Genomic DNA, 18536 nt, shown 5'->3' on the forward strand with positions numbered 1-18536 from the left:
TGACGAGCGGGTGAGCCGGGCCTTACGGTCGGGGTGCTAGTCAAGCTTGACTAATAAGGGGGCTTCAGTGTCCGACGCGGCGATCACCGTCGAGGAAGCACGCAAGACGTACCGGGGGGCCAAGCACGCCGGCACACCCGCACTGGACGGACTCGACCTCACCGTCGCCCGGGGCACGGTCCACGCGGTGCTCGGGCCGAACGGCGCGGGCAAGACCACCCTGGTGCGGGTCCTGTCCACCCTGCTGCGCCCTGACTCCGGCCGGGTCGTCGTGGCGGGGCACGACGTGGTGCGCGAGGCGTACGCGGTACGGCTGCGGATCGGCCTGCTCGGCCAGCACGCGGCACTCGACGAGGAACTCGGCGGCCGGCAGAACCTCGAACTGTTCGGCCGCCTCCACCACCTGGGCGCACGGCGGGCCCGTGCCCGGGCCGGCGAACTGCTGGAGCGGTTCGAGCTCTCCGGCACCGGAGCCAAGCCGGTGCGGCAGTACAGCGGCGGCATGCGGCGCCGGCTGGACCTCGCCGCCTCCCTGATCACCGAACCGGAGGTGCTCTTCCTGGACGAACCGACCACCGGACTCGACCCGCGCGGGCGCGCGGAGGTGTGGAGCGCGGTCCGCTCCCTGGTGGGCGGCGGGACGACGGTCCTGCTCACCACCCAGTACCTGGAGGAGGCCGACCAGCTGGCCGACCGCGTCTCGATGGTGGACTCCGGCCGGGTCGTCGCGGACGGCACGGCCGACGAGCTCAAGGCGGCCACCGGCGGCGACCGCATCGACGTCGTCCTGCGCGACGCCGGACAGCTGGACGCGGCCGCCGCCCTGCTGCCCGTGGAGCGGCAGGCGGTCACCGTGGACGCCGACCGGAGGCTGCTGAGCGCCCCCGTCACCGACCGCATGGCGGCCCTCGCCGCCGTGGTCCGCGCCCTGGAGGGCGCCGGTGTCGAGGCCGAGGACATCGCCCTGCGCAGGCCCACCCTCGACGAGGTGTTCCTGCGGCTGACCGGGCGCGACGAGCGAGTGAAGGAGGCAGCGTGAGCAGCACGGCCTACGCACTGACCGACTCCTGGACCATGACCCGCAGGGAGCTGGCCCGCTGGGGCCGGCAGCCGGTCACCGTGGTGGTGAACCTGGTCTTCCCGGTGATGCTGCTGCTGATGTTCGGCTACCTGGTCGGCGGCGGCCGGGGGGTGAGCGGCGAGTACCTCGACTTCCTGGTGCCGGGCATGCTCGCGCTCACCATGGCCTTCGGGCTGGAGGGCACGATGATCGCCGTCACCCAGGACATGAACAAGGGGGTCCTCGACCGCTTCCGGTCCATGCCGATGGCGGACGGCGCGGTGCTGGTGGGCCGCTCCGCCGCCGACATGCTCCAGTCGGTGCTCGGCCTCGCGGTGCTGTTCGGCGTGGCCGCCGCGCTGGGCTGGCGCACAAACGGCGGACCGGCCGCGTTCCTGGGCGCGGTGGGGCTGCTCCTGCTGTTCCGGTTCGCGATGCTGTGGATCGGCATCCACCTGGCGCTGGTGGCGGGCAGGCCGGAGATGGTGCAGGCCGTGCAGATCCTGGTCTGGCCGGTCGGCTTCCTGTCCAACGCCTTCGCCACCCCCGAGTCGATGCCCGGCTGGCTGGCCACGGTCGTCGGATGGAACCCGCTGTCCCACACGGCCACGGCCGTACGGGACCTGTTCGGCGGGCCGGGCGGGGAACCGGGGCACGTGTGGGCGGCGATCGCCTGGCCGCTCGCCCTGCTCGCGGTCTTCTTCCCGCTGGCGGTACGGCGGTTCGCGCGGCTCAGCCGCTGAGACGCGTGGTCCGGCTCCCGCGGGCGGGAGCCGGACCACGGTCAGTGGTGGAAACCGGTCGCCGCGTTCCGGTCCCGGGTGAGCGGGTGCGGCTGGCGGCGCAGCTCCGGCAGCAGCCGGGTCAGGTCCTCGGCGAACAGGTCGGCGAGGTCCTCGGAGAAGCCGTTGCGGCACACCACCCGCAGCACCGCCAGGTCCTCACGGTTCGCGGGGAAGGTGTACGCGGGCACCAGCCAGCCGGTCTCCCGCAGCCGCCGGGCCACGTCGAAGACGTCGTACGTAGTCACCTCCGGCCTGGTGGTGAAGGCGAACACCGGCAGTTCGTCGCCCCGGGTGAGCAGCCGGAAGTCGCCGAGCGCCTCGATCCGCGCGGACAGCCCCGTGGCCACGTCCCGCGCGGCCTGCTGCACCGCCCGGTAGCCTTCCCGGCCCAGGCGCAGGAACGAGTAGTACTGCGCCACGACCTGGGCGCCCGGGCGGGAGAAGTTCAGCGCGAAGGTGGGCAGGTCGCCGCCCAGGTAGTTCACCCGGAAGACCAGCTCCTCGGGCAGCGCCGTCACGTCCCGCCACAGCACCCAGCCCACACCCGGGTACACCAGCCCGTACTTGTGCCCCGAGGTGTTGACGGACGCCACCCGCGGCAGACGGAAGTCCCACTCCAGGTCCTCGTCGAGGAACGGCGCGATCATCGCCCCGGACGCCCCGTCGACATGCACGGGGACGTCCAGGCCGGTGCGCTCCTGGAGGTCGTCCAGCGCCGCGCACAGCTCCGCGATCGGCTCGTAGGACCCGTCGAAGGTGGAGCCCAGGATGCCGACGACGCCGATGGTGTTCTCGTCGCACAGCTCGGCGGCCGCCGCCGGGTCGAGGTGGAACCGCTCGCCCTCCATGGGCACCTGACGGGGCTCCACCTCCCAGAAGGTGCAGAACTTCTCCCAGCAGACCTGCACGTTCACGCCCATCACGAGGTTGGGGCGGGCCTCGCGCGAGGGGTACCGGCCGGCGTTGCGCAGCGACCAGCGCCGCTTCAGCGCCAGACCGGCCAGCATGCACGCCTCGCTGGACCCGGTGGTCGAACAGCCCACGGCCTTGCCGGGGTCGGGCGCGTGCCACAGGTCGGCGAGCATCGACACGCAGCGCCGCTCCAGCTCGGCGGTGCGCGGGTACTCGTCCTTGTCGATCATGTTCTTGTCCCGGCACTCCGCCATCAGCAGCCCGGCCTCGGGCTCCATCCAGGTGGTGACGAAGGTGGCCAGGTTCAGCCGCGCGTTGCCGTCCAGCATCAGCTCGTCGTGCACCAGCTGATACGCCGTCGACGGCGCCATCGGGTCGTCCGGGAGGCGGTGCTTGGGCGGAGCCTCGGTCATACCCCCGACCGGGTTCGCCGGTCCGAGGAACGGGTTGACGGACAGCGGGCGCTCGCCGGCCGTCCGGCCTTGGTGCAGCGGCATGGGTCCTCCGTACGGTGTCGGACGGCCCGGACGCGGGCCGTTCGGGGCGGGAAGCGGAAGGTCACCGGACTGCCGTCCCGTCCGCCCGCAGCTGCATGTGCGGGCGGCCCGTGACGAGCAGCCAGGCCGGAAGGGTGGCCAGGCACAGAAGGGTGAGGATGCCGGTGTCGGCGACCAGCACGGCCGCGACGAACAGGCTCACCCAGCCCTGCCGGGTGATGGCCAGCAGCAGGCCGAGGACGCCCGCCGACACGCCCACCGCCGGGTGCACCGCCGGCACGAGCGCGTGGGCGCACAGCCCGAGCGCGGTCCCCACGAACACCGCGGGGAAGATCCGGCCGCCGCGGAAGCCGCAGGAGGTGGCGACGAGCAGCGCGGCCAGCTTCACCACCGTCATCGTGGCGAACTCGCCCGCCGTCCAGCCGTCCGGGTCGCGGGCCAGCTCGGCGATCTCGTCGAGCCCTTTGAACAGCGTCAGATGCCCGCCGAGCGCCGCGAGGCCGCCCAGGACGGCGCCGCCGGCCGGGAGCATCAGCATCGGGTGGCGCAGCCGCCGGAACGTCCGGTGGACGAAGGGGAAGGCGTACACGGCGCACATGCCGAGCAGCGCGCCCGCCGAGGCGACCACGAGGGAAGCCAGCAGGTCGTCCCAGCCGGGCTGCCCGAACGGCGGCAGACGCAGGTCGAAGCTCGGCTCGGACACCAGCGTGGTGGTGAGGGCGCCGGCCCCGGCGGCGGCCAGCGGGGCGAAGAGGCTGTCCCACAGCTGCCCCTTCACGCGCTGCCCGGCCAGCGCCTCGGAGATCACCAGCGCGGCGGCGACCGGCGTCCCGAACAGCGCCCCGATGGTCCCCGCCTCCGCCAGGGCCACCCACCCGCGCCGCGGCGCCCGGGGGAAGGCCCGGGTGCCGAGCGCGACGGCCAGCGCGACGTTCACCGCGATGATCGGGTTCTCCGGACCCAGGCTGGGCCCGCCGGCCAGGACGAACGCGGTCGCCAGCAGCAGCCCGGGCAGCACCGCGGGCGGCAGCACCGGCGCCTCCAGCCCGGTGGTCGCCGGATCGGGGCCCGCGTGGCCGGGGACCTTCCACACCACCAGCCCGACCGCCACCCCCGTGGCGACGAGCACCGTGAACATCCACAGCACGGAGTACCGGCCGACGCCGACCGCGTCCGGCAGGGTCTGCCACAGCACGTCCTGCAGCTCCTCGGCCGCCGCGCTCACCCCGAGCAGGACCAGGCTCGTCACCACGCCCACCAGCAGCGCGGGCACGAGAGTCGGCAGGAGGGCCCGTGCCGCGGTCGCGGGGGCGACGGCGGGAGCCGACTGCGTGCTGTCCTGGGCCACGCGCACACGATAAGCGGGCGAAAGGGATAAACCGGGAACCCGCTTGCACCTCACGTGGCGTGAGGACCCAGGCTGGGGCGCGGAACGGAAGGAGAGCGGAAGTGAGCTACACCGTAGGACAGGTGGCCGGCTTCGCCGGTGTCACGGTGCGCACCCTGCACCACTACGACGCCATCGGCCTGCTGGTGCCGGGCGAGCGCAGCAACGCGGGGCACCGCCGGTACGGCGACGCCGACCTCGACAGGCTGCAGCAGATCCTGTTCTACCGCGAGCTCGGCTTCCCGCTGGAGCAGGTCGCCGCCCTGCTCGACGACCCGGACGCGGACCCGCGCGCGCACCTGCGCCGCCAGCACGACCTGCTGACCGCCCGGATCGAGAGGCTGCAGAAGATGGCGGCGGCCGTGGAACAGGCCATGGAGGCACGCACGATGGGGATCAACCTGACACCGGAGGAGAAGTTCGAGGTCTTCGGGGACTTCGACCCCGACCAGTACCAGGAGGAGGTGCAGGAACGCTGGGGCGACACCGACGCCTACCGTCAGTCGCGGGAGCGGACGGCCTCCTACACCAAGGAGGACTGGCAGCGGATCCAGGACGAGGCCGACGAGCTCACCCGGCGCTTCGTCGCCCTGATGGACGCGGGCGAGCCGGCGGACTCCGAGGCGGCGATGGACGTCGCCGAGGACCACCGCCAGGGCATCTCCCGCAACCACTACGACTGCGGCCACGAGATGCACACCTGCCTGGGCGAGATGTACGTCAGCGACGAGCGGTTCACGCGGAACATCGACCAGGCCAAGCCGGGTCTGGCCGCCTACATGCGGGACGCGATCCTCGCCAACGCCCTGCGGCACACCGCCTGAGCGGTCGTGGCCCGGACGCCCCGGGCCACGACCAGCGGCGATCACCCACGGCGCCGGCTCGCGGCTTTCCCCGGGCAGGGGCACAGTGCATCCTGGGTACCCCCGCGGAACCTGGGCTTCAATGGTTGCGTTCATAATTTGGGCAGCCAGCCCCCGCCCTTGACCCCCAGCTGCAGGAGCCACATCCCCGTGACCACGCTTGCGCTCGGCCCCGAGTGGCTGAGCCCGGACTACCTCATCGAGACCTTCAGCCTCCCCGGCATCCTGCTGATCGTCTTCGCGGAGTCCGGACTCTTCGCGTTCCTGCCCGGCGACTCCCTGCTGTTCACGGCGGGTCTGTTCGTGGCCGAGGGGACCTACATCAGCCAGCCGCTGTGGCTGGTGTGCCTCCTGATCGTGCTCGCCGCGGTGATCGGCGACCAGGTCGGCTACATGATCGGCAAGTTCTTCGGGCCCCGGCTGTTCAGCCGGCCCAACTCCAAGCTCTTCAAACAGGAGAACCTGGAGAAGGCCCACGAGTTCATGGAGAAGTACGGCCCCAAGGCGATCGTCCTGGCCCGCTTCGTCCCCATCGTGCGGACCTTCGCGCCCATCGTGGCCGGCGCCGGCCGCATGAAGTACCGCACGTTCCTCACGTACAACGTCATCGGCGGTGTCGCCTGGGGCACGGGTGTCACCCTCGCCGGGTACTGGCTCGGCCAGATCAGCTTCATCAAGGCCAACGTCGAGGCGATCCTCATCCTGATCGTCTTCGTCTCCGTGGTGCCGATCCTCATCGAGTACCTGCGCGAACGCGGGAAGAAGAAGCGCGCCGCCGCCGAGGCCCCGGCCGCCGCCCCGCAGTACGCCCAGCCGCCGGTCATGGACGACGCCACCACCCAGCTGCGCCGCGTCACCCCGGCCGCCCCGCAGCAGCCCGGCCAGCAGCACTACGGCAACCAGGGCGGCCACCCGCAGCAGCAGTCCCGCCCGCCCTACGGCGGCACCCCGAACGGCCACCCGCAGCAGCAGCCCCGTCAGCAGCCGTACGGGGACGGTCAGAGGTACGACCAGCAGCAGCCGTACGGCGACGGCGGGCAGTACGACCCGCGCCAGCCCTACGGGAACGACCAGCAGCAGCCCTACGGGAACGACCGGCAGCACCCCTACGGGAACGACCAGCAGTACGACCAGCAGCAGCCGTACAACGGCGGTTACTGAGCCGGAGCCGGGCGGCGGCTGCCGCGGGCCGAGGCCTAGAAGCCTCGCGTCCGCTTCGCCGCCCGGCGCTTCTCCGCGGAGCCGATCCGCAGGAACAGCCGGGAGATCTCCGAACCGAGGTTCACCCCGATCGCGATGGCCATCGCCAGCGCCACCGCCTTGGTGAGCGACGTCAGACCCCGGTTGACCTCGTTCTGCGCGATGCCCAGCAGACCGAAGTACGTGGCGGAACCGGGCAGCAGCGGGCCGATCGCCGCCGTGGTGTACGGCAGCGCGGAGGCGAACCGGTAGCGGGCCAGCAGCTGCCCGAACAGGCCGACCACACCCGCCGCCACCGCCGTGGACGCCACCGGCGAGATGTCGCCCGTCTGCTGCATCGCCCCGTAGACCACCCAGGCGATCCCACCGTTCAGCGTCACCATCAGCACCGTGGCCCGCTCCTGCTGGAGCAGCACCGCGAACGCGAGCGACAGCCCCAGCGACGCCGCGATCTGCAGCAGTGGCTGCGGGTCCGAGCCGCCGAGCGCCGCGTCCGGGACCAGGTTGGCGCCGAGCTGCACGCCGAAGTACAGCACCGTCAGCACACCGATCACGATGGCGACGAAGAAGTACAGGACCTCCAGCAGCCGCGCGGACGCCGTGATGTAGAAGCCGGTCAGGCCGTCCTGCACGCCCGCCACCAGCGCCCGTCCGGGCAGCAGCGCGAACAGACCACCGGTGATCACCGCGGACGCCTTCACGTCCGCGTGCGCCAGGGTCAGTGCCACGCCGATCGCTGCCGGCGGCGTCGCGGCCACCGTGAACTGGTAGAACTCCGGCAGCCCGCGCCCGGCACACAGCCAGGCCAGCCGGTCGCCGAGCATGGCGCCGACCGCCGCCGCGACGAACACCAGCAGACCACCGCCGACCAGCACCGAGGCCGAGCCGGCGAGCAGCCCGCTCGCGGCCGTCAGCGCCCAGCCGGGGTAGGGGTGCCGGTTACGGCGCATCTCCGCCAGCCGCCGGTAGGCCTCCTCGAGGGACACCTGCGTCTCGTCGTCGCTGAGGTCGTCCACCAGCTGGTAGACGGCCGCCAGCCGGGTGTAGTCGGGGCTGCGGCGGCGCACCGTACGGGAGGCCGTCACCGGGTCGTCGACCAGCGACGGCTGGTAGGAGACCGCCAGCAGGGTGAAGGTGACGTTGGGCTCGCAGCGGTCCAGGCCGTAGGAGCGGCACACGGCGAACATCGCCGCCTCCACGTCCTCGGCGCCCTCACCGCCGGCCAGCAGCAGCTCCCCGATACGCAGGCTCAGGTCCAGCACGCGCGGCACGGCCGGACCGGCCTCGTCGTGCCGCTGCACCGGCTCCGGGGCGGGCCGCTCGGTCACCGGCATGCGCAGCATCGTGCGCATCCGGTCCTGCCAGGGCACGTCCTTGGTGAGCCGCACCAGCGGGACGCCGGCCGGCGGGGTGAAGGCCGCGGCCTGCCGTGCGCTGTAGGTCCTCGGCGTGCTGAACGCCGACCCCTCCACCTCCGGCGACGGCGGAGGCGGGGTCACGTCCAGACCGTCCGGAAGGGCGAACTCCGAGGTGGTCTCGGACTCCGTGCCCGGCTTCGGCACGGCCAGCCCGTCGGGGACGGCGAACTCGGACGTCGTCTGCGACTCGCTGTCGGCCGGCGCCGCGACACCGGAGGGGGGTACGAAGCCGGTCCTCGCCTCGTCCGACTGTGGCTTGCGGTCCTCCGCGTCCGTCACGTGCTGTGCTCTCCCTGCTGACGACACCGTCCTTCAGTGTGCCCCTTGCGACGCCGGTGTTGCGCAGGCACAGCGAGACGGGCCGCACGCGTGCGCGTGCGGCCCGTCCGGTGCCTCTCGGCGGCGGTGCTCAGTGGCCGCCCTGGTCCTTGAAGCGCTTGTAGGACCGCTCGATCTCGGCCTCGGCGTCCACCCGGCCGACCCAGTCGGCGCCCTCGACGGACTTGCCGGGCTCCAGGTCCTTGTAGACCTCGAAGAAGTGCTGGATCTCCAGACGGTCGAACTCCGACACGTGGTGGATGTCGCGCAGGTGCTCCACGCGCGGGTCCGTCGACGGGACGCACAGCAGCTTGTCGTCGCCGCCGGCCTCGTCGGTCATGCGGAACATGCCGATGGCGCGGCAGCGGATCAGGCAGCCCGGGAACGTCGGCTCGTCCAGGATGACCAGCGCGTCCAGCGGGTCGCCGTCCTCGCCGAGGGTGTTCTCGACGAAGCCGTAGTCGGTCGGGTAGGCGGTCGAGGTGAAGAGCCGACGGTCCAGGCGGATCCGACCCGTCTCGTGGTCCACCTCGTACTTGTTCCGCGAACCCTTCGGGATCTCGATCGTGACGTCGAACTCCACCGGACGCTCCTCCATGATCAGTACATAGTTCTGGTGGTTAAGTGTCCCTCACGCAGGTGTGTGATCGCGAAAGGGGCTGGTGATCGTGCCAGAGCTGAGGCCTTGGCGGGCCGCGGGACCGCACGTCGTGCGGATCGCGGACGCCGTACGACCGCGTCTGGCGCGCGTCGCCGCGGCCGCCGGGCCGTGGTTCACGCGGTGGGGCCGGCCGGGATCGCCGCAGGCCCCGCGGGTCGCGCGGCCCGGCACCGGCTGGTACACCGCGACCGCCGCCACCGCCGGTCTGGCGCTGGCCGCGGGTGTGGTGACCGTCGCCGGCCCCTGGGACTCCACGGGTCAGCGTACGGCCGAGCGGGACCGGGCCGTGGCCCTGACCGCCTCGCGTGGCACAGATCACGACGGCTCCCGGGCGCACGGGGGTACCCCGCCGCGCGGACCCGAGGCCGTCCCGCCCGCCCCGTCCGTGCTCACCGGCCTCGGCGGTACCGCCACCACCGTGCGGTCGGCGCCCGCGGGGAAGGCGCTCGCCGCCGTCCTCGACCCGCTGCTGAACACCCCGGCGCTCGGCCGCCGCTCCGCCGCCGTCGTCGACGTCGCCACCGGCAGGCGGCTCTACGGCACGGGTTCCGGCGACGCGCTCACCCCCGCCTCCACCACGAAGATCGCCACCGCCGTCGCCGCGCTCTCCGCCCTGGGCGCCGACCACCGCCTCACCACCCGGACGGTCTACGAACCCGACACCCGCGAGGTCGTCCTGGTCGGCGGCGGCGACCCCACGCTCACCGCCCGCAAGCAGGCCAAGGGGTTCGCGAGCCTGCGGGACCTCGCCGCGCGCACCGCCGCGGCCCTCGGCAAGCGGGGCGTGCGCAAGGTGACGCTGTCGTACGACACGACGCTCTACAAGGGCGGCACGACGCACCCGATCGGGGTCAACCCCAACCTCGCCGCCGTCACGCCCCTGATGGCCGACGAGGGGCGTACCGACGACTCCTCCAGCGGACCCGCGCCCCGCGTCGCGGATCCCGCGGCCGACGCCGCCCGGACGTTCGGGGACCTGTTGAAGGAGCACGGGATCACGGCGACGCCGCCCGGCCCGTCCAAGTCGACCACCCGCGCCACCACCCTCGCGACGGTCTCCTCGCCGCCGCTCGCCTCGCTCGTGGAGCGGATGCTGACCCACAGCGACAACGACCTCGCCGAGGCGCTCGCCCGGCACACCGCACTCGCCACCGGCAAGCCGGCCGACTTCGCGGGCGGCGGAGCGGCGGTCACCGCCCGTCTGAAGCAGCTGAAACTGCCTGTGAAGGGCATCGCGGTCAAGGACGGCAGCGGTCTCGACCGGGGTGACCGGCTCACCGCCGACCTGCTCACCGGCCTGCTGGTCAAGGCCGGCGACCCGGCCCACCCCGAGCTGCGGCCCGTCCTCACCGGGCTGCCGATCGCCGGCTTCACCGGCACGTTGTCCGGCCGGTACGAGGACGGTGCGGCCGGTGTGGTCCGGGCCAAGACCGGCACGCTGACGGGCGTGAACACGCTGGCCGGTACGGTCGTCGACCGCGACGGGCGTCTTCTGGCGTTCGCCTTCCTGGCCAACGACACCCCGGGGCCGGACGCGGCGCAGACAGCCCTCGACAAGGCAGCCACAGCCCTGTCAGCCTGCGGCTGCCGCTGACGCCCCCCGCGCTGCGAAGGCGGGGGCGACTCCCCTCACCCCCGTCGCGCAGTTCCCCGCGCCCCTGAGGGGGCGAGCCAGGGTGCCGGGGACGGCAGCCCCCTAGGGGCGCGGGGAACTGCGCGAACGGGGGTGTCGGGGGGTGACCCTTGAAGCGGGGCCAGGGTGTCGCAGCCCTCCCGCGGGGCCGGCCGACAAGGGCGGGGTGACCACGTCGCCCTAGGGCCCGCTTCCTCGCCCTGCCCGTAACCCCACCACTCACGTACCGTTGACGCATGACGAGCATCGGTGGTGCTGCCTCTTCCGGGATGGTCGACTGGAACCTCGCGGTCGCGACCGCGACCAGGCTCATGCGGCCGGGCCCCGACGTCAGCCGGGACGAGGCCCGCGCCGTCGTCGCGGAACTCCGCCGTCACGCCCAGGCCGCGGAGGAACACGTCCGCGGCTTCACGGGTCTCGGCACCGCCGAGACCCACGACACGCCCCTCCTCGTGGTCGACCGCCCCGGCTGGGTCCGGGCCAACGTCGCCGGCTTCCGCGAACTGCTCAAACCCCTGCTCGACAAGATGCAGGAGCGGCGCGGCACCAGCCCCGGCAACGCGGTCCTCGGCGCCGTCGGCGGCAAGGTCACCGGCGTGGAGCTGGGCATGCTGCTGTCCTTCCTCGCCTCCCGCGTCCTCGGCCAGTACGAGACCTTCGCCCCCGCGACCCGCGACCTCCCGGCCGGCGCGGGCGGCGGCGGGCGGCTGCTGCTGGTCGCCCCGAACATCGTGCACGTCGAACGCGAACTCGACGTCGAGCCGCACGACTTCCGTCTGTGGGTGACCCTCCACGAGGAGACCCACCGCACCCAGTTCACCGCCGTGCCCTGGCTGCGGGACCACCTGGAGGGCGAGATCCAGGCGTTCCTGGGCGAGACCGACGTCGACCCCATGACCGTCCTGGAACGGGTGCGCGAGGCGGCCCAGTCGCTCGCCGGCGGCCGTCCCGAGGGCGAGGAGGGCGACGACGGACGCTCCCTCGTCGAGATCGTGCAGACCCCCGCCCAGCGCGAGATCCTCGGCCGGCTCACCGCGGTGATGTCCCTGCTGGAGGGGCACGCCGACTACGTCATGGACGGCGTGGGCCCCGAGGTCGTGCCGAGCGTCGCCGAGATCCGCGAGAAGTTCCAGCAGCGCCGCGCCAAGGGCGCCTCCCGCCTGGACATGGCCCTGCGCAAGCTGCTCGGCCTGGACGCCAAGCTGCGCCAGTACCGCGACGGTGAACGCTTCGTCCGCGCGGTCGTCGACGAGGTCGGCATGGACGGCTTCAACCGCGTGTGGACCTCGCCCAACACGCTCCCCACCAAGGCGGAGATCGGCAAACCGGCGGACTGGATCACCCGGGTGCACAGCAAACCGGAGGCATGAGCACCGCGCCCCGGTCGCGCGGGGTGTCCGGCCGACGGCAGACGGACGCCCCGCCAATCACCCGTCCGAGGGACCGTGGGCCCAGGACAGGCGTGCAATGCTCGGGGAACGGCCCGGTTCTGTCACCATCTACACACTCTGCGTGACCGAACCTTCGGGCTCAACCCCCCGGAACATCATCGAAGGGAACCGGACATGGGTCCCCATCCTGCGGTCGCGGCGATACGCCTGGCGGTCCGCCGCGTCCTCAACGACATCCTCGCCGAACACGGCCGACCGCCCGGCCGGCCCGCGACCGACGAGCGGTCCTCCTCCCCGCTCGTCCTCGTGGCCTGCTCCGGCGGCGCCGACTCCATGGCACTCGCCTCCGCCCTCGCCTTCGAAGCCCCACGGGCCGGCCTGCGCGCCGGCGGCGTGACCGTCGACCACGGCCTCCAGTCGGGCTCCGACCTGCGCGCCGCCGAGGTCGCCGCCCGGCTGCGCGAACTCGGCCTGGACCCCGTCGAGTCGGTCGCCGTCACCGTCGGCCGCGACGGCGGTCCGGAGGCCGCCGCCCGGGACGCCCGCTACGCCGCCCTCGACGCCGCCGCCGAGCGCCACCGCGCCGCCGCCGTCCTGCTCGGCCACACCCGCGACGACCAGGCCGAGACGGTCCTGCTCGGCCTCGCGCGCGGCTCCGGCATCCGATCCCTGTCCGGCATGGCCGCGGTCTCGGGGGCCGACGGCCGTTACCGGCGCCCCTTCCTCCGGCTCGACCGGCAGACCGCCCGCAAGGCCTGCATGGTGCAGTCCCTGCCCGTCTGGGACGACCCGCACAACACCGACCCCGCCTACACCCGCTCCCGGCTGCGCCACGAGGGCCTGCCCGCCCTGGAGAAGGCCCTCGGCAAGGGCGTCGTCGAAGCGCTCGCCCGTACGGCCCAGCTCTCCCGTGACGACGCGGACGCCCTCGACGCCTGGGCCGGTAAGGCCGCGGCCGGCGTCCGCGACGGCGACGGCCGCCTGGAGTGCGACGCCCTGCACGACCTGCCGCCCGCCGTGCGCCGGCGGGTGCTGCGCCGGGCCGCCATCGAGGCGGGCGCCCCGGCCGGTTCGCTGTTCGCCCGCCACATCGAGGAGGTCGACCGGCTGATCACCGGCTGGCGCGGTCAGGGGGCCATCAATCTCCCCGGCCGGGTCGTCGCCCGCCGGCAGGGTGGCAGACTGGTGATTCGGCAGGGCTGAAATCCGGACCCCACCGACCCGTACGAGTCGCGGGGCGGACCGGACCGGCCGGTGGGACGACCGAAAGTGATGCGGGTGGACGCGAACGACATGGGTGCCGACCTCGAGAAGGTACTCATCACCAAGGAAGAGATCGACGCCAAGCTGGTGGAGCTGGCGGCGAAGATCGACGCGGAGTACGCGGGCAAGGACCTGCTGATCGTCGGCGTGCTCAAGGGCGCGGTGATGGTGATGGCGGACCTCGCCCGGGCGCTGTCCACCCCCGTCACGATGGACTGGATGGCCGTGTCCTCGTACGGGGCGGGCACCCAGTCCTCCGGCGTCGTGCGGATCCTCAAGGACCTCGACACGGACATCAAGGGGCGGCACGTCCTGATCGTCGAGGACATCATCGACTCCGGACTGACCCTGTCCTGGCTGATCTCCAACCTCGGCTCGCGCGAGCCCGCCTCCCTCAAGGTGTGCACGCTGCTGCGCAAGCCCGAGGCCGCCAAGGTCGCCATCGACGTCGAATGGGTCGGTTTCGACATCCCCAACGAGTTCGTCGTCGGCTACGGCCTCGACTACGCCGAGAAGTACCGCAACCTCCCGTTCGTGGGTACGCTCGCGCCCCACGTCTACGGCGGTTGAACCCGGGCGGCCCCGGCCGCCGTACATGATCGGGAACCCCGGCGGGCTCCTCGGCGTTGGAGCATGCGTGGGCGCCACTGTCGGCCGTCCCCCGCAGCTTCGGGGGGCCATGCTGGGGTACCGTCCGAAGAACAGCCTTTATCAAACTCACTATGGCAGGAGGGACGGGGCGGCACCGCTCCGTATGGATGGACGTGAAGCGATACTTCCGTGGGCCGGTCATGTGGATCGTGCTGGCCGTCCTTGCCGTGGTCGTGTTGATGCAGGTCGTCGGTTCGTCCGGCGGCTACAAGACGGTGGACACGGGCCAGGTCGTCCAGGCGATCAATGAGAACAAGGTCGAACAGGCCAAGCTGACCACCGGCGACGAGCAGATCATCAAGGTCGAGCTCAAGGACGGCCAGAAGGTCGAGGGCAGCTCGAAGATCCAGGCGAGCTACATCGGCGACCAGGGCGTCACCATCGCCAGCACGCTGCAGGACAAGTTCCAGAACAAGCAGATCCCGGACGGCTACACCGTTTCGCCGTCCAAGCAGAACCCCTTCGTGAGCATTCTGCTGTCCCTGCTTCCCTTCGTCCTCATCGTGGTCGTCTTCCTGTTCCTGATGAATCAGATGCAGGGCGGCGGCTCCCGCGTCATGAACTTCGGCAAGTCCAAGGCGAAGCTCATCACCAAGGACACCCCGAAGACGACGTTCTCCGACGTCGCGGGCTCCGAGGAGGCCGTCGAGGAGCTCCACGAGATCAAGGAGTTCCTGCAGGAGCCGGCGAAGTTCCAGGCCGTCGGCGCCAAGATCCCCAAGGGCGTGCTGCTCTACGGCCCGCCCGGTACCGGCAAGACGCTGCTCGCGCGCGCCGTCGCCGGCGAGGCGGGCGTGCCGTTCTACTCGATCTCCGGTTCCGACTTCGTCGAGATGTTCGTCGGTGTCGGTGCCTCCCGGGTCCGTGACCTGTTCGAGCAGGCCAAGGCCAACGCCCCCGCGATCGTCTTCGTCGACGAGATCGACGCGGTCGGCCGCCACCGCGGCGCCGGCCTCGGCGGCGGTCATGACGAGCGTGAGCAGACCCTGAACCAGCTCCTCGTCGAGATGGACGGCTTCGACGTGAAGGGCGGCGTGATCCTCATCGCCGCCACGAACCGCCCGGACATCCTCGACCCGGCGCTGCTGCGTCCCGGCCGTTTCGACCGCCAGATCGCGGTCGACCGCCCGGACATGCAGGGCCGCCTCGAGATCCTGAAGGTGCACCAGAAGGGCAAGCCGGTCGCCCCGGACGTCGACCTCGGCGCCGTCGCCCGCCGCACGCCCGGCATGACCGGTGCCGACCTCGCCAACGTGCTGAACGAGGCCGCGCTGCTCACCGCGCGCAGCGACCAGAAGCTCATCGACAACCACATGCTGGACGAGGCGATCGACCGTGTGGTGGCGGGCCCGCAGAAGCGGACCCGGATCATGTCGGACAAGGAGAAGAAGATCACCGCGTACCACGAGGGCGGACACGCCCTGGTCGCGGCGGCCTCACCGAACTCCGACCCCGTCCACAAGATCACCATCCTGTCGAGAGGCCGGGCGCTCGGCTACACCATGGTCCTGCCGGAAGAGGACAAGTACTCCACCACGCGCAACGAGATGCTGGACCAGCTGGCCTACATGCTGGGCGGCCGCGCGGCGGAGGAGCTTGTCTTCCACGACCCGACCACCGGTGCCGCCAACGACATCGAGAAAGCCACCGGACTGGCCCGCGCGATGGTCACCCAGTACGGCATGACCGAGCGGCTCGGCGCCATCAAGTTCGGCGGCGACAACACCGAGCCCTTCCTCGGCCGGGAGATGGCTCACCAGCGCGACTACTCGGAAGAGGTCGCCGCGCTGGTCGACGAAGAGGTCAAGAAGCTCATCGAGACCGCGCACAACGAGGCGTGGGAGATCCTCGTCGAGAACCGCGACGTCCTCGACAACCTGGTCCTGTCGCTCCTGGAGAAGGAGACGCTGGGCAAGGAGGAGATCGCCGAGATCTTCGCGCCGATCGTCAAGCGGCCGCCCAGGCCCGCCTGGACCGGCTCCTCCCGCCGTACGCCGTCCACCCGCCCGCCGGTCCTCTCCCCCAAGGAGCTGGCTCTGACGAACGGGGCGAACGGCGCGACGCCGGCCATCTCCACCACGAAGACCGCCACGACGGAGCCCGCCCCGCAGCCGGAGCGGTCCCCGGAGGAGCGCCCGGAGAGCTGATCCAAGGCTCCCCGCGCCCCCACCGGGCCCGGAATGGATGCCGCGTCCCCCAGGTTCTAGCCTGGGGGACGCGGCATTTGCGTATCCCGCAGTTCGAGACGCGTGCCCCTCACGCGTGCAGGCATCAGGAACGAGGCACCCCATGACCGACCCCGTGACGCTGGACGGCATAGCCCCCGTCGGTGAGTTCGACGAGAAGCGGGCCCGCGACGCCGTGCGCGAACTGCTGATCGCGGTGGGCGAGGACCCGGACCGTGAGGGCCTGCAGGAGACGCCGGCGCGGGTGGCGCGGGCGTACCGGGAGATCTTCGCGGGGCTGTGGCAGAAGCCCGAGGACGTCCTGACGACGACGTTCGACATCGGCCACGACGAGATGGTGCTGGTCAAGGACATTGAGGTGTACTCGACATGTGAGCATCACCTGGTGCCGTTCCGGGGCGTGGCGCACGTCGGGTACATCCCGTCCACCAGCGGGAAGATCACCGGACTGTCCAAGCTGGCCCGGCTGGTGGACGTCTACGCCCGCCGCCCGCAGGTGCAGGAACGGCTCACCACGCAGATCGCCGACTCGCTGATGGAGATCCTGGAGCCGCGCGGGGTGATCGTGGTCGTGGAGTGCGAGCACATGTGCATGTCGATGCGGGGCATCCGCAAGCCCGGCGCCAAGACGCTCACCTCGGCCGTGCGCGGCCAGCTGCGGGACGCGGCGACCCGCAACGAGGCGATGAGCCTGATCATGGCGCGCTGACGTCGTACACGGAGAAGGGGCCACGGAGGTAGGGGCACGGTTCGCGCGAACCGTGCCCCTACCTCCGTGTACGACGTCCCTAGCTCGCCGGGGCCGTGCCCGGGTGGTCGTCGTCCTCGTCCTCCGGGAGCTTGCAGACCCGCTCCAGGAAGATCGCCGCCGCTATCACGCCGATGCCCGCGACGACCGAGAAGCCGGCGTAGATGGCCTGGTCGCGGCGGGCGGGGATGTCCAGGGAGCCCAGCAGGACCACGAAGGTGCCGCCGTACAGGCCCGCGACCAGGGCGGCCACCAGGGCGCTGGCCTGCCCGAAGACCACCGCGCGGGCCGCCATCAGGGGGTCGACGCCCTTGGCGTCGGGCCGGCGCTCGCGCTGCGCCTTGAGGCGGGCCCGCAGGGAGAGCGCGGTGGCCGCGAGGACCACGGCGATCAGGGCGAGCACGATGGGCGCGGCGACGGGCACGCTGGGGAGGGTCCCGAAGGAGTTCCACAGGCGGGCTCCGGCCCAGGACAGGACTCCGGCGACGACGAAGACGCCGGCCAGCACCCTGATGCGCAGCTCTTTCACGGTGTCCCTTCGCGTTCCCCGGACCGGTGCCCCGGGCTGTGGCCGTCTCGACCTTAACGGCTACTCGGGCAGCCGGAGTTCCAGGTCGGCGCGGGGCGTGACACCTTCGCGGGTGACGGCGTCCAGCAGGTCGGCCACCGGGCCGCGGCCCGGGAGCTCCGCCGCGGGGTCGATGTCGTGCCAGGGGGCGAGCACGAAGGCCCGCTCGTGGGCGCGCGGGTGCGGGAGGGTGAGGTGCGGGTCGTCGGAGTGGAGGTCGGCGTAGGCGACGATGTCCACGTCCAGGGTGCGCGGTCCCCAGCGCTCGTCCCGTACGCGGTGGAAGGCCTCCTCGACGGCGTGTGCGCGCTCCAGGAGGGAGGACGGCGGCAGGGTCGTCCGCAGGACGGCGACGGCGTTGAAGTAGGACGGCTGGCTGCCGGTATCGACGCCCCAGGGCTCCGTCTCGTACACGGGGGAGACGGCCTTGACGCGGATGCCCGGGGTGTCCTCCAGGGCGTCCACGGCCCCCTGCAGGGTCTCCAGACGGTTGCCCAGGTTGGCGCCGAGGGAGACCACGGCCCATTTGGGGTTCTGCAGGGTGGTGTCGGCCGCGTCCACCCGCTCGACCACGGAGGCGGGGACGGGCTGGACGGTCGGGTCGGTGTGGCCCGTGGTGGACGGCCTGGTCATACGCGGCTCCGGGTGATGGTGACGGTCACGTCGTCGAAGGGCACGGTGATCGGCGCGTCCGGCTTGTGGACGCATACCTCGACCTCCTGCACGACGTCGTGCTTCAGGCAGACCTGGGCGATGCGCTCGGCGAGGGTCTCGATGAGGTTGAGGGGCTCGCCCTCGACGACGGCCACCACCTCCTCCGCGACGATGCCGTAGTGCACGGTCTTCGTCAGGTCGTCGTCGGCGGCGGCCGGCCGGGTGTCCAGGCCGAGGACGAGGTCCACGAGGAAGGTCTGGCCCTCCTCGCGCTCCTTCGGGAACACTCCGTGGTGCCCACGGGCCTTCAGGCCGCGCAGCGCGACACGATCCACGCGAAT

17 protein-coding genes are annotated in these 18536 nt (G+C 72.0%); 10 read left to right on the forward strand and 7 right to left on the reverse strand.

From position 1 onward, the window contains the following. Positions 1-67 precede the first annotated feature (67 nt). Together B100_RS0118040 and B100_RS0118045 are read left to right on the forward strand one after the other, a co-directional pair. Positions 68-1039, forward strand: coding sequence for a daunorubicin resistance protein DrrA family ABC transporter ATP-binding protein (locus B100_RS0118040; RefSeq protein ID WP_024885828.1), 972 nt, complete (start codon positions 68-70; stop codon positions 1037-1039). A 35-nt stretch (positions 1040-1074) separates the two neighbouring features. Beyond that, positions 1075-1803, forward strand: coding sequence for an ABC transporter permease (locus B100_RS0118045; protein ID WP_037723043.1), 729 nt, complete (start codon positions 1075-1077; stop codon positions 1801-1803). 41 nt (positions 1804-1844) lie between these two features. On the opposite strand, the gene gad is transcribed toward B100_RS0118045, so the two are convergent. Both gad and B100_RS0118055 read right to left on the reverse strand, forming a co-directional pair. Then, positions 1845-3254, reverse strand: coding sequence for a glutamate decarboxylase (gad, locus tag B100_RS0118050; RefSeq protein WP_024885830.1), 1410 nt, complete (start codon positions 3252-3254; stop codon positions 1845-1847). A 61-nt stretch (positions 3255-3315) separates the two neighbouring features. Further along, positions 3316-4602: an ion channel protein gene (locus tag B100_RS0118055; RefSeq protein ID WP_024885831.1), complete on the reverse strand. Its 1287-nt coding sequence runs from the start codon at positions 4600-4602 to the stop codon at positions 3316-3318. Positions 4603-4703: 101 nt separating this feature from the next. Between B100_RS0118055 and B100_RS0118060 the strand changes: the two genes are divergently transcribed. Continuing rightward, entirely contained in the window at positions 4704-5465 is a 762-nt protein-coding gene (locus tag B100_RS0118060) for a MerR family transcriptional regulator (protein ID WP_024885832.1), read from the forward strand. Between the two features lie 189 nt (positions 5466-5654). Beyond that, the gene (locus tag B100_RS0118065; protein WP_024885833.1) at positions 5655-6665 is read left to right on the forward strand and encodes a VTT domain-containing protein; all 1011 of its coding nucleotides are present in this window, start codon (positions 5655-5657) and stop codon (positions 6663-6665) included. Positions 6666-6700: 35 nt separating this feature from the next. Here the strand turns inward: B100_RS0118065 and B100_RS0118070 are convergent, their stop codons facing one another. Together B100_RS0118070 and B100_RS0118075 are read right to left on the reverse strand one after the other, a co-directional pair. Continuing rightward, positions 6701-8401 carry a threonine/serine exporter family protein gene (locus B100_RS0118070; protein WP_024885834.1) on the reverse strand — a complete coding sequence of 567 codons (1701 nt, stop codon included), beginning with the start codon at positions 8399-8401 and terminating at the stop codon, positions 6701-6703. A gap of 130 nt (positions 8402-8531) precedes the next feature. Continuing rightward, a complete protein-coding gene (locus B100_RS0118075) occupies positions 8532-9023 on the reverse strand; it encodes an inorganic diphosphatase (protein ID WP_024885835.1) in 492 nt (163 codons plus the stop codon). Positions 9024-9102: 79 nt separating this feature from the next. On the opposite strand from B100_RS0118075, the gene dacB reads away from it, so the two are divergent. The 6 genes from dacB (at position 9103) to folE (ending at position 16934) form a co-directional block, all read left to right on the forward strand. Continuing rightward, a complete protein-coding gene (gene dacB / locus B100_RS0118080) occupies positions 9103-10695 on the forward strand; it encodes a D-alanyl-D-alanine carboxypeptidase/D-alanyl-D-alanine endopeptidase (RefSeq protein ID WP_024885836.1) in 1593 nt (530 codons plus the stop codon). A 275-nt stretch (positions 10696-10970) separates the two neighbouring features. Then, positions 10971-12104, forward strand: coding sequence for a zinc-dependent metalloprotease (locus B100_RS0118085; RefSeq protein WP_024885837.1), 1134 nt, complete (start codon positions 10971-10973; stop codon positions 12102-12104). Between the two features lie 195 nt (positions 12105-12299). Next, positions 12300-13328 (forward strand): tRNA lysidine(34) synthetase TilS, encoded by a 1029-nt coding sequence (tilS, locus tag B100_RS0118090; RefSeq protein WP_024885838.1) that lies wholly within the window; start codon positions 12300-12302, stop codon positions 13326-13328. A gap of 69 nt (positions 13329-13397) precedes the next feature. After that, positions 13398-13958, forward strand: coding sequence for a hypoxanthine phosphoribosyltransferase (hpt, locus tag B100_RS0118095; protein WP_037723004.1), 561 nt, complete (start codon positions 13398-13400; stop codon positions 13956-13958). A gap of 188 nt (positions 13959-14146) precedes the next feature. After that, positions 14147-16186, forward strand: coding sequence for an ATP-dependent zinc metalloprotease FtsH (gene ftsH / locus B100_RS0118100; RefSeq protein ID WP_024885840.1), 2040 nt, complete (start codon positions 14147-14149; stop codon positions 16184-16186). Between the two features lie 142 nt (positions 16187-16328). Further along, on the forward strand, positions 16329-16934 hold the full coding sequence (gene folE, locus B100_RS0118105) for a GTP cyclohydrolase I FolE (protein ID WP_024885841.1): 606 nt from the start codon (positions 16329-16331) through the stop codon (positions 16932-16934). 79 nt (positions 16935-17013) lie between these two features. On the opposite strand, the gene B100_RS0118110 is transcribed toward folE, so the two are convergent. From B100_RS0118110 to folB, 3 genes are read right to left on the reverse strand one after another with little or no spacing between them, the layout of a single operon-like run. Then, positions 17014-17502: a DUF3180 domain-containing protein gene (locus B100_RS0118110; protein WP_024885842.1), complete on the reverse strand. Its 489-nt coding sequence runs from the start codon at positions 17500-17502 to the stop codon at positions 17014-17016. A 60-nt stretch (positions 17503-17562) separates the two neighbouring features. Beyond that, positions 17563-18174, reverse strand: coding sequence for a 2-amino-4-hydroxy-6-hydroxymethyldihydropteridine diphosphokinase (gene folK, locus B100_RS0118115; protein ID WP_024885843.1), 612 nt, complete (start codon positions 18172-18174; stop codon positions 17563-17565). Continuing rightward, complete coding sequence (folB, locus tag B100_RS0118120; RefSeq protein ID WP_024885844.1) at positions 18171-18530, reverse strand: dihydroneopterin aldolase; 360 nt, start codon at positions 18528-18530, stop codon at positions 18171-18173. The genes folK and folB overlap by 4 nt, the downstream gene beginning before the upstream one ends. Positions 18531-18536: the final 6 nt, after the last annotated feature.

The organism is Streptomyces sp. CNH189, assembly GCF_000527195.1.

Excerpts from the sequence above, each read along its gene's own strand:
- B100_RS0118085 (WP_024885837.1), top strand. The coding sequence starts at position 10,971 with ATGACGAGCATCGGTGGTGCTGCCTCTTCCGGGATGGTCGACTGGAAC.
- folE (WP_024885841.1), top strand. The coding sequence starts at position 16,329 with ATGACCGACCCCGTGACGCTGGACGGCATAGCCCCCGTCGGTGAGTTC.
- ftsH (WP_024885840.1), top strand. The coding sequence starts at position 14,147 with ATGGACGTGAAGCGATACTTCCGTGGGCCGGTCATGTGGATCGTGCTG.
- gad (WP_024885830.1), bottom strand. The coding sequence starts at position 3,254 with ATGCCGCTGCACCAAGGCCGGACGGCCGGCGAGCGCCCGCTGTCCGTC.
- hpt (WP_037723004.1), top strand. The coding sequence starts at position 13,398 with ATGCGGGTGGACGCGAACGACATGGGTGCCGACCTCGAGAAGGTACTC.
- B100_RS0118045 (WP_037723043.1), top strand. The coding sequence starts at position 1,075 with ATGACCCGCAGGGAGCTGGCCCGCTGGGGCCGGCAGCCGGTCACCGTG.
- folK (WP_024885843.1), bottom strand. The coding sequence starts at position 18,174 with ATGACCAGGCCGTCCACCACGGGCCACACCGACCCGACCGTCCAGCCC.
- tilS (WP_024885838.1), top strand. The coding sequence starts at position 12,300 with ATGGGTCCCCATCCTGCGGTCGCGGCGATACGCCTGGCGGTCCGCCGC.